Origin of the sequence: Enterococcus asini ATCC 700915, from assembly GCF_000407365.1 — a bacterium.
GTDB lineage: Bacteria > Bacillota > Bacilli > Lactobacillales > Enterococcaceae > Enterococcus_C > Enterococcus_C asini.
In genome coordinates, this window is record NZ_ASVU01000001.1 from 329,422 (window position 1) to 343,989 (window position 14,568).

Genomic DNA, 14,568 nt, shown 5'->3' on the forward strand with positions numbered 1-14,568 from the left:
GGCACACCTAAAATTCTTGTTTTTTTACAGTAAAGGAGGAGAGTTTGTGACACACTCTCAAACAAAACACAAATCCGGGTTGGTCACCCAAAGCAGTGGCTTGTCCTTAGAAGAAATTAACGGTACCGTGGAAGTTCCCCAAGGAAAAGGCTTTTGGCGAACCTTGCTCGCCTATTCCGGCCCAGGGGCTTTAGTCGCCGTGGGCTATATGGACCCGGGTAACTGGTCCACTTCGATTACCGGTGGGCAAAACTTCCAGTACTTACTGATGTCCGTGATTCTCATGTCGAGTCTGATTGCCATGTTACTGCAATACATGGCGGCTAAACTAGGCATCGTTACTCAGATGGACTTGGCTCAAGCGATTCGCGCCCGCACCAGTAAACGATTGGGCATCGTCCTTTGGATCATTACGGAGCTGGCCATTATGGCGACGGATATCGCCGAAGTAGTCGGTGCCGCCATTGCCTTGTATCTCCTCTTTGGCATCCCCTTATGGATTGCCGTTTTTATCACCGTGTTCGACGTGCTCTTGCTTTTATTACTGACAAAAATCGGGTTTCGCAAAATCGAAGCCATTGTGGTCTGTTTGATTTTCGTGATTCTTTTCGTTTTCGTCTACCAAGTCGCTTTGTCCGATCCTGATTGGGGAGCCGTCTTTAAAGGCTTCATTCCTACCACAAAAACCTTTGCCGAAACACCGGCAATTGGTGGGCAAACGCCTTTAACTGGTTCCCTGGGCATTATTGGTGCCACGGTCATGCCTCACAATCTGTACTTGCATTCGGCCGTTTCGCAAACTAGAAAAGTCGACCACAAAAATGAAGACAGTGTGGCGCAAGCTGTGCGCTTTACCACTTGGGATTCCAATATCCAACTTTCCATGGCCTTTATCGTCAATGCCCTATTGTTAATCATGGGGGTTGCCGTCTTTAAGTCCGGCGCCGTGAAGGACCCTTCTTTCTTCGGTCTCTTCCAGGCATTATCCGATCCTAGCACCATGAACAATGGCTTATTAATGAGTGTCGCGAAAACCGGTCTTTTATCCACTTTGTTCGCCGTAGCGCTCTTAGCTTCCGGCCAAAACTCGACCATTACCGGCACTTTAACCGGTCAAGTCATTATGGAAGGCTTTATTCACATGAAGATTCCTCTTTGGTTACGACGCTTAGTCACCCGTTTGATTTCTGTCATTCCCGTTATGATTTGCGTCTTGTTGACCAGAAGTGACAATCCCATTGAAGAACACCAGGCCTTGAACAACTTAATGAACAATTCTCAAGTCTTCCTGGCCTTCGCTTTGCCATTCTCCATGTTGCCTTTACTGATTATGACCAATAGCACAAAAGAAATGGGCCCGCGCTTTAAAAATCGCCCAATCATTCAAATCTTAGGCTGGTTCTCAGTTATTTCCTTAACCTTCCTCAACTTACGAGGCTTGCCCGACTCCATTCGCGATTTCTTCGGTAGCAATCCTTCCGCCAATCAAATCACCCTGGCAAATACCATTGCGTATTTGCTGATTGCCGCGGTTTTGGCCCTACTTTTGTGGACCATCATCGACCTTTACAAAGGCAACCAGCGCTATCATCAAGAACAATCCGATTTAGAAGAATAACTCACGAGGTCAGGCATACAGCCTGGCCTCTTTTTTCGTCAAAAACGGCTTATGCCTTACATTGTACAGATAATTTTTGTTTCGTTATACTGGATGAAAGAGTAGTTTTCCAAAAGGAGGGACTCTGATGGAAAAGAAAAATCATCGGTTGATTGCCTTTCTTGGAGGCAAGACCAGTTACTATGTGCTAGGTTTAATCTGCTTATTCGCCATCACCGTTTTGTTGCTACGAGAAGTCTCTTTTCTCTATCAACCTTTGATGGTTTTAATCGGTGCGATTTTGCCCCCGGCTATTTTTGCCTTGGTATTGTATTACACCCTTTGCCCGTTTGTGGATTTTGCGGAAAGTAAAAAAATCCCCCGAACAGTCAGTTTGATTTTCGCTTATTTGGTACTAGCGGCGCTGTTAGTCTTCGGAGGCTTTCAATTGTTCCCTTTAATCAGCCAACAAGCAGTGGAGCTGTTTGACCAACTGCCATCCTTAGCCCAAGACTTTCAAAAGGGGTTGGAAAGCTTCGTGGCGAATACGCCTTTTGCCGATGAATTTGCCCAGATTACCAATTCCTTGGACTCGGTCACAGACAGTCTAGTTGACTTTATTAGCGACAACTGGCAAGATGGCGCTCGCGGGCTGGGAACTTTAGTCTCTACCCTTTCCACCGTGGGGATTACTTTGGTGACAGGACCGATTATCGCCTTTTTCCTAATCAAAAGTCCCCATAAGTTCTACCAAACTTTTTTATCCATTATTCCGCCCCGCTTTCGCCGCGATACGGAAGAAATCATCACCATTGCCAATCAGCAAATCGGTGCTTTCTTAAAAGGACAAGTCATCGCCTCTCTTTTATTAGGGCTGATTTACTGGCCAATCTTCGTGTTGATTGGCTTGCGCTATGCTACTTTGATTGCCTTAGTGGCAGGCTTACTGAATATCATGCCTTACATTGGCGCCTTTATCGCCTTTTTACCCGGATTGTTCGTGGCTTTCCAAGACTCGGGTTTTATGGTTCTTAAATTTGTCATCGTCTGGTTTGCCGTACAACTGCTCCACGGAGACTTGGTCATCCCCCGGGTTCTGGGCAATCGCTTGAAGATTCATCCTATCACCATCATCGTCGTTTTAATGGTCATGGGGGACTTGCTAGGCTTTGTGGGAATTGTTTTGGGTATTCCCATTTACAGTTTGATCAAACTCTTTGCCGTGTACACCTTCCGCAAGTTTAAACAACGCTACAATCGCTATTTTGGTAGTGAAGGTACGTATGAACATACAGACTTTTCCGAAGACGATTACTGAAAGGGTGTGTCAGAATGAAGGTAGTATTTCACGTGGATGAGCTGCCAAAATGGTCCGAGGCAATGAAAAATATCCACAATGCCAAGGCGGGCTGTCCCAATCTCCAAATTGTCCTACTAGTCAATGGAGCTGCCATCACGGGCTTCTTAGACGAGCAATACCAAGACTTTCTACGAGAACCCGGAGTTGAGTTTCACGCTTGTCACAACGCTTTAAAGGCCTTTAAGATTCCCGAAGAGCAGCTGCCAGAACCAGTCACAGTGGTTCCCGCTGGTGTTTTAGATTTAATCAAGCTACAACACTTAGGCTATGCTTATATCAAACCATAAGAAAAAACCTCGAAGGACTTCTCCATAGGAAAAGTTCTTCGAGGTTTTTTAATTCATGATTATACTTTGGATAAGCTTGCGATTTTCGCCACGGCAATTTCCCCAGTGTTTTTGACTTCCACCGTGCACGTCTTATCCAAGATTGAAACCACCTGAACTTGTTGCCGTCCTTTTGCTCCGATGATTTCTGCTTCGTAAAGCTGCCCTTTTTCAATATCGCATTTTTCCATCTTCCGTCACCTCGTAAATCCCTTTTGGAGTTTATACCATGACGACGGTTATTTGTAAAGGGTTTCTAAAATTCTTCATAGTTTATTCACAGGCCCGCCATTTTTCCCCCGGGCTAGTCGGGTTGACCACACGACAAACAATGCTTATTACGAGGTACAGATTCCCGGTTTAGTGGCGAAGGATTTTCTCCATGGCTTTGCCTTTTGCCAACTCGTCAATCAATTTATCCAAGTAACGAATTTCCTGCATCAAGGCTTCTTCAATGTCTTCCACCCGCACTCCACAGACTACCCCTTTGATTAAACGGCGATTGGGCTGTAATTGCGGTGCTTCTGCAAAAAACTGCTCGAAGTCGACCTTTTTGTCCACTTGACTTGCTAAATCCGTTTGAGAATACCCTGTTAACCAGGTAATAATCTCGTCCACCTCGGCCTTGCTGCGACCTTTGCGTTCGGCTTTTGCCACATACAACGGATACACACTGGCAAAACTCATTTGGTAAATTTTTGGCTTGTCCATTTCTGCCTACTCCTATCTTCAACTCCCTTAGAATAGGAAGTTTTTTCTTTAAGTATAGCAGTTGGCAAGAATGACGTCTTTCAAAAAGTTTAAAGCCTGTCAGCGATCATTTTTCGCCCGCAAAGCACTTAAAATGGACAAGGTATCCACGACTTCTTGTAAAATCGCTCCTAAAAGCGTCGGAATCACTCCGAACGCTGCTATCATCATCAGTACCACGCAACAGAATAAACCGATCAATACCGATTGTTTGGCAATCTTCATGGTTTCTTGGGCCACTTGAACGCCATCGGCCACACAGCTCAGGTCGTCTTTTAAAACCACTGCCGCCGCACTTTCACTAGCCGCAGACGACCCCCGGGCACCCATAGCTACCCCCACATCGGCGATTGCCAAAGCCGGCGCATCATTGACCCCATCACCCACCATCATCAAGGGCCGCTCGCTTGCCGGCACATTTTTCAAAATCATCAATTTGTCTTGAGGCAAGCAGTTGGCATGAACCGTGGTGATGCCCGCATTTTCAGCGATTTGCTCGGCCACCGTTGCTTGATCCCCCGTGATCATCATGACTTGATCCGTTCCTAGACTGCGAAGTTTGGCAATCGTCGCCGCAGCTTCCGGGCGAATTTGATCCTTAAAGGTAATCCGCCCCACACTTTGATCCCCCCAAGAAAGGTAGATTGCTGTTCCGGTACCGACTTTTGGAACTCCAGCAAAAGCCGCACTGCCGATTTTCAAAACTTTCCCTTGGTAGTTGGTTTCAATCCCTTGACCCACGACTTCTTTGACCTCTTCAAAATGATGCAAGGTCACTTTGCTTTTGCCATACTGCACCAAAGACCGGGCCAGAATATGCGTCGAGCTCTCTTCTGCTCCTGCCGCTAAAGCTAAAAGCTCCTCTTCTTTAAAAGGGCCTTCTGGAATCACGGCTTCTACAGCCAACGTGCCCGCCGTAATCGTCCCGGTCTTATCAAAGGCTACGGTTTTTAACGTTGCCATCTTTTCAATAGTCGTCCCGGTCTTCACGATCATCCCTTTGCGACTGGAGCGACTCATCCCCGCAATCAGCGCAATTGGCGCCGCTAAAATCAGCGGACAGGGTGAGGCCACTACTAAAACCTGGGCAAAACGCACCGGATCTTTGGTCACAAACCAGGCAATGCCACCAATCAAATACGCCAAAATCGTAAATGGCACCGCATAGCGATCTGCCAAGCGGACAAAGTGAGCCGGTTTTGCTTGGGATTCTTTTACCAATTTGACAATCGTTTGATACTGGGAATCTTGGGCCAATTTGCTGACTTTGATCTGCAAAGCAACCGCCCCATTTACCGATCCAGACATGACTTCATCTCCGTGTTCTTTGGCCACAGGTTTTGCTTCCCCGGTCAGAGAAGACTCATCCACCTCACTGGCACCAGCCACTACGAGACCATCTACTGGGACGATTTCTTGAGGTTTTACCAATAATCGATCCCCAATTTTAACTTGGTCTAAAGTCACATCTTGAAGCTCTTTTCCAGCGATTCGGTGCGCCTGTTGTGGTGCCTGATTCAACAAATGACGCAATTCCCGACTAGCCTCTTGACTGGCATAATCCTCTAAGCTGTCGCCACCGGTTAACATGATTAAAATCATTAGGCTAGCCCAGTATTGCCCTACCGCTAAAGTTGCCACAATTGCTGTAATCGCCAAAATATCCACGCCGTAGCGTCCGCTTTTCAGCGTGGCAATCATTTCCTTCACCATGGACAAGGCCACAATTCCTCCAAGAATTGCTACCAATAAAAAGGCTACTTTAGGCTGACCAAAAGCAAACTGACTAATCAGTGCTGCTACCCCCACTAAGATGGTTGCCACAAATTTTTTAAAATGACTCATGGGCTTTCTCCCCTTTCAAGCAAGTTCTTTCCCTACTTCAAGCATAGAAGAATTCCCTTGATTTTCAACTGTTGGCCCTTAAATGAGAAGGACTATCACCCTCATTGCCACCACTAAAAAGACTTCAGAAAAGGATCAGCCCGCATCATTTTCAACAGCTTCCGTCCTATGCCGACTAGCAAAATGATTTTTCTCAAATACTAGAAAAACTCCCACAAAACAAAAAAATCTCCCACGCATTTAGCAGGGAGATTTTTTCGTCATTCATTTTTATTGGGATAGCAGGGCTCGAACCTGCACTTACCTGATTCAGAGTCAGGCGCCTTACCAGTTTGGCCATATCCCAAAAATTCAACAGAAATAGCATACTCCTGTGCAATAAAAACTGCAAGAAATACGCATCGGTACTAGTAAGAACTACCTGTAGTTGAGTTGTAGTATGACGCTACAAATTTCAGTAGCTTCATTTCTACAATCGTTGATTTTGATATGTCCACTATAAAAAAGGGAAAAGCAAATAAGTTGTTGTATTCAAAAAATCTGCATTCTGATTTCTTTCTATGCTATGGTTGTAGAGAAAGGAGGGACCGCTTTTGCACGCATTCATAAAAGAGATTACTCATTTCAAACAGATCCCAGACGATCCTTATCAATTGGTGGGCACTTTTTGTTGTATGTTGATTCCCCTATTGATTGGCTATTTTTCCGGTAATATGACCAGTGCCAGTTTCATGTCCTTTGGTAGCTTGACGTTTCTCTACTCTAAGAAACAAGCAGCTAGAACACTTCTACCACGAACGTTCTTGATTGGCTTATTACTTTTAGCAGGACACGCATTCGGCATGCTTGCCACCGCGTTGCCTTGGACTGCACTTTTTGTAGTGGGTTTCTTTGGCTTTTTCAGTCGCTTGATTTTTCGCCTTTACAAGATTATCAATCCGGGAGCTTTCTTCGTAGTAATGGTAACAGCCATGGGGACGAGTACGAATGAGGCCCTTTCAAAACAACATCTCATCTCTTGTTACTTCTTACTTAGGTATCGGTATCGTTATATTGCCCCCCTGGATTCTCTGTGCAATCCGACCAGTTCCGATAGTAAGACAGTAGCAAAGCTTCCAAGAACGTCTATATACCGATCCTGGTGCACTCTTAAGCAGTCTATTCTTTGGTAATCTGCTGATGATTGCCACCTATCTTAGCCAGTCCATTCAACTGGAAAATCCTTATTGGATGGTCATCTCTACCGCTACGATTCTTCAAGGAAACAATTTGCGGGCCATGATGGAGCGCAATGTCCAACGAATACTAGGAACACTCCTTGGCATCGGGTTCGCCGCATTCTTACTGAATATTTCCCTAGCATTACTGCCAAAAATCTTCTTGATTTCGTTCTTCTTCGTCACCGTCGAATTCATTATTAAACACAATTACGCAATTGCGAATTTTTTTATTACGCCCATGTCGCTTTTACTGATTAGCTTAGCCAAGCAACAGTTTCTCTACTCCCTTTTGCCTTATCGCTTTTTAGGAATTATCCTCGGAGGACTTCTGGGATTGCTGGGTGCTTGGATTATGATCACCTGCTTACGTTTTTACAATCGCACCTTGCAGATTCATGAAACCTTTGATCAAGAAAGCGAATAACCAAAAAGACCTTCGTCAGATTTTCTCGACGAAGGTCTTTTTATTTAAATATCTGTTTCTACTTCTCGATCCAAAGCTTTTAAGAACGGGAACCAGATCAAAGCAACAATTACAAAGTCCACGACTTGTAATAAGCCCCCGAGCCAAGAGTTCGTTGCTAGAACCCCACTGGCAATAATCGGCACCGTCCAAGGAACGGATACTCCAGTAGGCGCCGGTACAATCCCCGCAGCCATTACCAAGTAGTTCAAGGTAGTGACTACTAAAGGAGCCAAGACCCAGGGAATCAAAATTGTCGCATTTAACACAATCGGTAACCCGAAAATTACCGGCTCGTTCACGTTGAAAACCCCCGGACCCAATGCTAGACGTCCGATGTCCTTGTATTGTTTTTTCTTCATAAAGAATGCTAGGATGATCACCACTGCTAAGGTCATCCCGGAGCCCCCTAAGCCTACCGTGAAGGTCTCCATAAATGGTTTGGTGACGATATGGGGAAGTTTGTCTCCTGCTTGATACGCTTCTAAGTTATCCAACATCAATGTGTTCCAAATTGGATCCATCACCGAGTTCACGATGATTTGCCCATGAAGACCAAAGAACCACAGGAATTGTACGAAGAACAAAGCAATCAATGTCGCTGGAAGACTACCACCTAAGCCAGTCAATGGTTTTTGAATCACTTCATAAATCACATCGTGTAAGTTAGCATTGAAGACACCTACCATTATTGCATTGATAACCAGGAAGACACTTAAGGTCAAAATTGCTGGAATCAAGGCGGCAAAAGATTTAGCAACAGCCGGGGGTACTCCATCGGGCATTTTGATTTGCCAGCCTTTTTTGGTCACTCGGCAATAAAGTTCCGTGGCCAGAAATGCTGCAATCATCCCCAAGAACATACCCTTTGCTCCAAGACGATCCAAACTCAAAATACCGCTCACCGTGTCCCCGGCTTCCGTGGTCATAAAAAATGGTGTCAAGATCAAGAAACTAGCAAAAGCCACCGCACCACCAAAAATCCCATCTACTTCATAAGACTGTGAAAGATAATAGCCGATACCAAATGTTACAAAGACAGTCATAATACTCATGGTGGCATTTTGCCCGTTGCCCAAAAGATTGCCTAGAGTTCCTTTTAATTCGTCACTGAAAAAGGGCAAGTTGTTCAATACAACAATGATTGAACCAAACATTGTCAAAGGAAATGAGAGCATAAATGCATCTCGCAATACCGTTAAGTAGCGATTTTGTCCCAACCAATTAGCCAAGGGCATGATTTTTTCGCTAAGTTTATCCATAAACCCGTTCACATGGATCACCTCGTAAAATTTTTTTCGTAATCGATTACAAGAAAAGAATACCACACCAATCTTAATTAGTCTATACTTTTATGAATTTATATATGGATATAGATAACAAAGGAAAAATTTCTAAAAATCTCGACAAAAAAAACCAGCAGTCAACACTGCTGGCTTTCGTTTCCCTTACACCCGTTTGTAAAGATCGATGATTTCTTTTGCTAAGTCTGTAAAAGCAATCGCCGTCATCAAATGGTCTTGGCTGTGAACCGTTAGCAAAGTGACGGTCATGTGATCTCCTTGAGCTTCTTTTGTTAGCATTCCGGTTTGGGCATGGTGAGCTTCCACCAAGGAGGCTTCTGCTTGCTGAATTTTTTCCGTCGCTTCTGAGAAATCACCTTTTTTCGCCGCTTGAATGGCTTCCATAGCATCACTTTTCGCATTACCCGCGTGGACGATTAGGCCCATAATTGCTTCTAAATTTTCTTCGTTCATTACATTCATCCTTCCAATTTTCCTGAGTACTACCTACTAATTAGAGTAACAGAGGCTTTTTATGCTTGTTCGAGAATTTCGACTAAATGAGTCGGTACTTCCAAAACATCCGTTGCTGCCACTTCTTTAAACCAATGGCCGGATTTTTTGATGGTTTTCTTTTGATTGCGAATATCTGTGGAAATAAAACCGTAGCGATTGCGATAAGCATTTTTCCAAGACCAGCAGTCAATCGGGGTCCACAAATGGTACCCGAAACAATTGGAACCTTCTTCCATGCCTTTGTGCAACCAATACAGATGCTCTTGAATAAACTGAATGCGGTAATCGTCTTCGATTACACCGGCGTCATTTAAATAGCGGTCTTCCCGGGAAACCCCCATGCCATTTTCTGAGACGAACCAGTCAATATTGCCGTAGTTATCCCGAATGTCCAAGGCGATATCGTAAACGGCTTTCGGGTATATCTCCCAGCCCTTGTCCACATTCATGCGACGGCCAGGCATTTCGTATTCGTCAAAGTATTTTTCCGGTAGCCAATCCACCGCTAGACTGTTGGCAGAAATTGCCGGTGCTTGCACCCGATGTGGATGATAGAAATTTACCCCCAAATAATCGATGGTATTGTCTTTAATAATCGCCAATTCTTCTGGGGTTGCCTCCCACAAGACACCATCGGCTTCTAAACGGGCCACCAGTCCAGTTGGAAAAGCACCTAAAGTCGAAGCATCCATAAAGAGACGGTTGAGCCACAAGTCGGCAAATTCGGAAGCGGCTAAATCCCCAGCCGATTGACTCGCCGGATAAGCCGGGGTCAAGTTTAAAATAATCCCGATTTTGCTTTCTGGATTTTGATTGATTTGGCGGAAGGCACGAATGGTTTTCGCAGAAGCCAATTGAATATTGTACGCCACTTGAACGGCTTTTTTGCCATCTACGAGATTTGGATAGTGGAATTGATGCAAGTACTGACCTTCAACAATTACCATAGGTTCATTAAAGGTAAACCAGTCTTTAATGCGGTCTCCAAAGAGGCGGAAGCATTGCTCTGCAAACTTCACAAAAAGATCGCCGACGTGTTTGTTTTCCCAGCCACCATATTTATGGTACAACTCCGCCGGCAAGTCAAAGTGATGCAGATTCATCACCGGACGGATGCCATTGGCGATAAATTCATCAATCACGGCATTGTAAAAGTCCACGTTGGCTTGATTTAAGCTAGCGGTTTCAAAATCATCGATTAAACGCGTCCACTGAATCGAGGTCCGCACCGAATTTAAACCAACTTCTTTCATGAGACGGATGTCTTCTTTAAAGCTGTTGTAAAAGTTTGATGCTACATTGGGTCCCACTTGATCATAGAATACACCGGGATCCATGTCGTACCAGTAATCAAAAACATTGGCATGGTCTTTGCCAAAGCGTCCTTCACTTTGGGGACCTGAAGTAGCGGCGCCCCACCAAAAATCTTTGGGAAATGTGAGTTTCATATAGTCTCCTCCTAGTTGTTTCTCCAAGCAACTTCCGCTGCATTTTTTCCTGCTTACTCCTACATTATATCTAAATCTCAAAATAAGTCTATACTTATGTAGAGATATGATCGGATTTGCGACGAAGCGTAAAAAAGACGGCCCGAGATTGCTCTCTCGGAACCGTCTTTTTTACAGTACACTTTATTTTGCTTGTAAAGCCGCCATGGTGATGTAGTTGTATGGTTGGTTGAAATGTGGCAAGAAGAAGATATCCAATAGTTTCAACTTGTCGATGGTAAATTGTTCTGCAATGGCCAAGGAGAACATGTGAATCGTACCAGCGATGTCTTCTCGGGAAGATAATTGTGCCCCGACAATCCGGCGGGAAGATACTTCATAAACAATGCGAATTTTTACTTTGGCATTTTCTTTCATAAAGTCTGGACGTTGCAAGTCTTCGAAGTCTGTATAAGCAACTTCCAAGCCTTGTTTTTCAGCTGCTTCCACGGACAAACCAGTGGAAACCATGTTCAAGCCGAAGATTGAAATCCCGTTAGAGCCTTGAACCCCTTCTGATTCGGTTGGGATGCCGGCAATATTGTAGCCTGCTACTAGACCAGAACGGATTGCATTGGTTGCCAAGGCAATATAAGTCGTTGCTTGCAAGGCATTGGAGTAAACAGTAGCACAGTCCCCTACAGCATAAACATCAGGATCACTGGTCTGTTGGTGACGGTCCACTAGGTACGCACCATTTTTGAAGAGTTCCAAATGATCGTGGCCTAATTTAGCATTTGGCAAGAAACCAATCGCATTGATTACTAGGTCGGCTTTGTATTCGCCTTTTGTGGTAACGATGGCTTCCACTTTATCGGTACCTTTGTATTCTTGCACTAGTTCCCCAAAGTGTAGCTCGATTCCGTTATCAGCTAAGTTTTTGTCCATGTCATCTGTAAACCAAGTATCGTAATAGTTTGGCAAAGCACGGTCCACAGCATCAAATAGCAAGACATTTTTGCCCCGGCGTTTAGCCGCTTCAGCGATTTCCACACCAATATATCCTGCGCCGATGACAGCCACGTTTTTCGTCGTGTCATCTCCTAGAATATGGTCCACGGCTTGCCCGTCTTGGAATCGTTTTAAAAATTGAATATTCTGCAAATCGTTTCCTGGAATCTTCGGTGAAATCGGAGTAGACCCAGTTGCGAGAACTAATTTGTCATAGGTTTCGGTAAATTCTTGCCCATCTTTCGTTTGGCAGTGAACAGTCTTCTTAATAAAATCAATGTGATCTACGGAAGTTTCCATAAAAATCTTGGCGCCTTTGTTTTCAAAGTCTTCCTTTTTGGTATAAAACAAACCTTCATAAGAGTCGATTTGACGACCCACCCAAAGTGCGGTCCCACAACCTAAGTAGCTTAAGTTGGTATTGCTATCAATCATGACCACCTCTTGGTCTGGTGCGTTGTCTAAGATTGTATTGGCGGCTGCGACACCGGCGTGATTGGCGCCAACAATAACTGTTTTTGTCATTTTCGTATTGCCTCCTTCATATTGAATACACTCACAGTCTAGGGGAAAATCATACAGAAAGCAAAGTTTATACTTGTGAATTTTTTCGTTACATTTCTGTAAAAAAACTCGTTCAAATGAAGATGTAGCGCTTTATTTTAGATTGTGAATAATATTACAGCGGATTTTTTTCACAATCTTTTTCTGTGTAGTAATACAGATTAAACAGCTGTACCATAGAGAAATAGAAAACATCCTTTTCAAAATTGGTTGAACTACCGCCTTTTTAGCGACGAATGCAGGGGCCACAAAAATAGCTCCTTTTGGCTGAGACCCCACCAAAAGCCTATTGTTATCTACTTTTGAATCAATCAAAAAAAGCCGGTAATAGGTTGTAGGACCTCTCACCGGCTTTTAGTGCTATTTTTCTTTTCTTTCTTCCTATGCAAGCAGTTGAAGCAGCCAAGTTTCCCAGAAGAAAGAGCGAATAAAAGCAGACACATTTCATTTTCCGTTTCATTTTTCAAGGCTCGAAAAAATCTTAAGCATTCCTTTACGCTTTTGAAAAGGAATTTACTCGCTCCTTAGTTTAACTCCCGAGTACTGCGTTCATCCACCACTTCTTTTTTGAGATCCACTCCATAATCCCCGTGAAGTTGGATGCGCAGTTGTTCTTGATCGATGGTCAGCCCGCGCCACACAAACTCCAAAAGAGCGGCTTTTTCAAAGGCTGCCAAAGGAAGGGCCTCGCTTTGAATCAACTGAACCACAATCTCATTGCCGGCTAGAGCCTGTCCATCTGTGGAGTCATTATAAAAGATATTTTCCACCGATTCTGTCAATGCTTGATCCGATAATCCTCGTAAATAATCAATATACTTTTGCATTTTCATTCCCCCTTTTCTTTTTAGTATAGCATGAAAAGGGTTTCTAGCCTCGTAAAAGCAGATGATTTAACAGGGAGGCAATCTGCCGGTATACTAGAAGAAAAGGAGGTCTACTTATGAAGCTGACAATCACTGATGCTGCAGCCAACGCCCTTGAGAAGCGCCTGCAAAGCACTACGTTTATTCTGGCTTTAAATGATGGTACCAATCAATTTTCAACCGTGGGTGGCTCTTGTGCTGTGGGTGATAAGTTCCAAATTTTAGCTAGTAAAGGCCCCACGGATCAGTACAATCTACCTGTGACAACCGAGCGTTTTCAAGTATTTACCTCTGCAAGTGAGGCAGATTTTATCAACGAAGATTTGACCTTGGACTACAATGACCGCTTGAGTACTTTCTCCTTAAAAACCAGTAGTGGGATTCTTGACAACAATTTATTGATTCGACCATAAAAAAACGATGTGCTAGGAAGCTAAACTTCCTAGGCACATCGTTTTTTTTCTTTATGATTCTTCTTGGTGATTGGCTTCAACCGTTTTTTCTTTCTGAGACAGCTGGCTTGTCTCTAGCGCCAATTCTGGTTTTGGTCCCATGCGGCGTTTTTCCAGGCGTTTTAAGTTCCAATAGCCTAAAATCACAATAGCCAACGCACAGACCACATCCACGATGATATCTTTCATGGTATCCCCTAGCGCTTGGTGTCCGCTTAAAACCACACCTTCTGCCGTCATAAACTTCTGCATATTGGTTCCTAAGATTTGATCGGCGGTAAACTCATAAATTTCCCACACCACACCACACGTCGTAGCAAAGCAAAAGGCAAAAAAGCTCACAAAGAAAGGCTTCAAGCGCAAGTGTAAGGTTTTGCTACGGTTCATAAAATCCACTAAGAAAAAGCCCAATGCCGCTAACATAATGGCACTAAACCCATGGAGAATCGTATCCCAAAAAGGCACACGGTAATAAAAATTTTGCACTTCTCCTAGATAAATCGCACAGAATAAAAAGATAAAGTAAATCATTTCCATCATATCCGGGATATCTATCCCATAGTGTTGCTCCGCCTGGGCCGGCAGAAAGATTACGACCATTCCCACGAGACACTGCAAGATCATCAAGACGTAATCACTTTTGACCAGCTCTGATTCCTTCGTAGAGACTCCTGAAGGCGCTTGGATAAACATCACCGTGGCATAAATGACGGAAGCCGCCAACAAGACGAAAATCACGAAAAACAAGATACGTTTTCGCTTGGCCAACTTCAATTTATTTTTCATAAGTTTTCCCTACTCCTTCACCCTTCGCTGATTTTACGCGAAAGCATTACTCTTAGTAGTCTACAGAAGTTTTTAATCCTGTCAAATCAAAAAAAGCTACCT

At 44.0% G+C, this 14,568-nt stretch carries 15 protein-coding genes and 1 tRNA gene; 6 read left to right on the forward strand and 10 right to left on the reverse strand.

Going from position 1 to position 14,568, the window contains the following annotated elements; all coding sequences use genetic code 11:
- Window positions 1-46 precede the first annotated feature (46 nt).
- From I579_RS01625 to I579_RS01635, 3 genes are all read left to right on the forward strand, one after another.
- The gene (locus I579_RS01625; protein WP_010752942.1) at window positions 47-1,618 is read left to right on the forward strand and encodes an Nramp family divalent metal transporter; all 1,572 of its coding nucleotides are present in this window, start codon (window positions 47-49) and stop codon (window positions 1,616-1,618) included.
- Window positions 1,619-1,745: 127 nt separating this feature from the next.
- On the forward strand, window positions 1,746-2,915 hold the full coding sequence (locus I579_RS01630) for an AI-2E family transporter (protein WP_010752941.1): 1,170 nt from the start codon (window positions 1,746-1,748) through the stop codon (window positions 2,913-2,915).
- 14 nt (window positions 2,916-2,929) lie between these two features.
- Window positions 2,930-3,244 (forward strand): DsrE family protein, encoded by a 315-nt coding sequence (locus I579_RS01635; protein ID WP_010752940.1) that lies wholly within the window; start codon window positions 2,930-2,932, stop codon window positions 3,242-3,244.
- A 59-nt stretch (window positions 3,245-3,303) separates the two neighbouring features.
- Here I579_RS01635 and I579_RS12750 read toward each other — a convergent pair whose 3' ends face one another.
- The 4 genes from I579_RS12750 to I579_RS01650 all read right to left on the reverse strand — a co-directional run bounded on the left by I579_RS12750 (window position 3,304) and on the right by I579_RS01650 (window position 6,224).
- Window positions 3,304-3,474, reverse strand: a complete 171-nt coding sequence (locus I579_RS12750; protein WP_010752939.1) for a hypothetical protein — start codon at window positions 3,472-3,474, stop codon at window positions 3,304-3,306.
- Window positions 3,475-3,643: 169 nt separating this feature from the next.
- On the reverse strand, window positions 3,644-3,994 hold the full coding sequence (locus I579_RS01640; RefSeq protein ID WP_010752938.1) for a DUF2200 domain-containing protein: 351 nt from the start codon (window positions 3,992-3,994) through the stop codon (window positions 3,644-3,646).
- A gap of 99 nt (window positions 3,995-4,093) precedes the next feature.
- On the reverse strand, window positions 4,094-5,878 hold the full coding sequence (locus tag I579_RS01645; RefSeq protein WP_010752937.1) for a heavy metal translocating P-type ATPase: 1,785 nt from the start codon (window positions 5,876-5,878) through the stop codon (window positions 4,094-4,096).
- 273 nt (window positions 5,879-6,151) lie between these two features.
- Window positions 6,152-6,224 (reverse strand) — tRNA-Gln (locus I579_RS01650).
- A gap of 247 nt (window positions 6,225-6,471) precedes the next feature.
- Between I579_RS01650 and I579_RS12955 the strand changes: the two genes are divergently transcribed.
- Both I579_RS12955 and I579_RS12960 read left to right on the forward strand, forming a co-directional pair.
- On the forward strand, window positions 6,472-7,050 hold the full coding sequence (locus I579_RS12955; protein ID WP_010752936.1) for a hypothetical protein: 579 nt from the start codon (window positions 6,472-6,474) through the stop codon (window positions 7,048-7,050).
- Window positions 7,051-7,057: 7 nt separating this feature from the next.
- The gene (locus tag I579_RS12960; RefSeq protein WP_010752935.1) at window positions 7,058-7,522 is read left to right on the forward strand and encodes an FUSC family protein; all 465 of its coding nucleotides are present in this window, start codon (window positions 7,058-7,060) and stop codon (window positions 7,520-7,522) included.
- Between the two features lie 44 nt (window positions 7,523-7,566).
- Here I579_RS12960 and celB read toward each other — a convergent pair whose 3' ends face one another.
- The 5 genes from celB to I579_RS01680 all read right to left on the reverse strand — a co-directional run bounded on the left by celB (window position 7,567) and on the right by I579_RS01680 (window position 13,189).
- Window positions 7,567-8,835, reverse strand: a complete 1,269-nt coding sequence (gene celB / locus I579_RS01660; protein WP_010752934.1) for a PTS cellobiose transporter subunit IIC — start codon at window positions 8,833-8,835, stop codon at window positions 7,567-7,569.
- Window positions 8,836-9,009: 174 nt separating this feature from the next.
- Window positions 9,010-9,318, reverse strand: a complete 309-nt coding sequence (locus I579_RS01665; RefSeq protein ID WP_010752933.1) for a PTS sugar transporter subunit IIA — start codon at window positions 9,316-9,318, stop codon at window positions 9,010-9,012.
- Between the two features lie 59 nt (window positions 9,319-9,377).
- Window positions 9,378-10,808: a glycoside hydrolase family 1 protein gene (locus I579_RS01670; RefSeq protein ID WP_010752932.1), complete on the reverse strand. Its 1,431-nt coding sequence runs from the start codon at window positions 10,806-10,808 to the stop codon at window positions 9,378-9,380.
- Window positions 10,809-10,991: 183 nt separating this feature from the next.
- Window positions 10,992-12,323 (reverse strand): H2O-forming NADH oxidase, encoded by a 1,332-nt coding sequence (gene nox, locus I579_RS01675; protein WP_010752931.1) that lies wholly within the window; start codon window positions 12,321-12,323, stop codon window positions 10,992-10,994.
- A gap of 563 nt (window positions 12,324-12,886) precedes the next feature.
- Window positions 12,887-13,189 carry a hypothetical protein gene (locus I579_RS01680; protein ID WP_010752930.1) on the reverse strand — a complete coding sequence of 101 codons (303 nt, stop codon included), beginning with the start codon at window positions 13,187-13,189 and terminating at the stop codon, window positions 12,887-12,889.
- A gap of 116 nt (window positions 13,190-13,305) precedes the next feature.
- Between I579_RS01680 and I579_RS01685 the strand changes: the two genes are divergently transcribed.
- Window positions 13,306-13,641: an iron-sulfur cluster biosynthesis family protein gene (locus I579_RS01685; protein ID WP_010752929.1), complete on the forward strand. Its 336-nt coding sequence runs from the start codon at window positions 13,306-13,308 to the stop codon at window positions 13,639-13,641.
- A gap of 51 nt (window positions 13,642-13,692) precedes the next feature.
- On the opposite strand, the gene I579_RS01690 is transcribed toward I579_RS01685, so the two are convergent.
- The gene (locus I579_RS01690) at window positions 13,693-14,466 is read right to left on the reverse strand and encodes a DUF2238 domain-containing protein (protein WP_010752928.1); all 774 of its coding nucleotides are present in this window, start codon (window positions 14,464-14,466) and stop codon (window positions 13,693-13,695) included.
- Between the last annotated feature and the right edge of the window lie 102 nt (window positions 14,467-14,568).

Bases quoted from the DNA above. Each gene is read 5' to 3' on its own strand.
- I579_RS01630 (WP_010752941.1), top strand. From the start codon at position 1,746: ATGGAAAAGAAAAATCATCGGTTGATTGCCTTTCTTGGAGGCAAGACC.
- I579_RS01635 (WP_010752940.1), top strand. From the start codon at position 2,930: ATGAAGGTAGTATTTCACGTGGATGAGCTGCCAAAATGGTCCGAGGCA.
- I579_RS12750 (WP_010752939.1), bottom strand. From the start codon at position 3,474: ATGGAAAAATGCGATATTGAAAAAGGGCAGCTTTACGAAGCAGAAATC.
- I579_RS01640 (WP_010752938.1), bottom strand. From the start codon at position 3,994: ATGGACAAGCCAAAAATTTACCAAATGAGTTTTGCCAGTGTGTATCCG.
- I579_RS01645 (WP_010752937.1), bottom strand. From the start codon at position 5,878: ATGAGTCATTTTAAAAAATTTGTGGCAACCATCTTAGTGGGGGTAGCA.
- I579_RS12960 (WP_010752935.1), top strand. From the start codon at position 7,058: ATGATTGCCACCTATCTTAGCCAGTCCATTCAACTGGAAAATCCTTAT.
- I579_RS01665 (WP_010752933.1), bottom strand. From the start codon at position 9,318: ATGAACGAAGAAAATTTAGAAGCAATTATGGGCCTAATCGTCCACGCG.
- I579_RS01670 (WP_010752932.1), bottom strand. From the start codon at position 10,808: ATGAAACTCACATTTCCCAAAGATTTTTGGTGGGGCGCCGCTACTTCA.
- nox (WP_010752931.1), bottom strand. From the start codon at position 12,323: ATGACAAAAACAGTTATTGTTGGCGCCAATCACGCCGGTGTCGCAGCC.
- I579_RS01680 (WP_010752930.1), bottom strand. From the start codon at position 13,189: ATGCAAAAGTATATTGATTATTTACGAGGATTATCGGATCAAGCATTG.
- I579_RS01685 (WP_010752929.1), top strand. From the start codon at position 13,306: ATGAAGCTGACAATCACTGATGCTGCAGCCAACGCCCTTGAGAAGCGC.
- I579_RS01690 (WP_010752928.1), bottom strand. From the start codon at position 14,466: ATGAAAAATAAATTGAAGTTGGCCAAGCGAAAACGTATCTTGTTTTTC.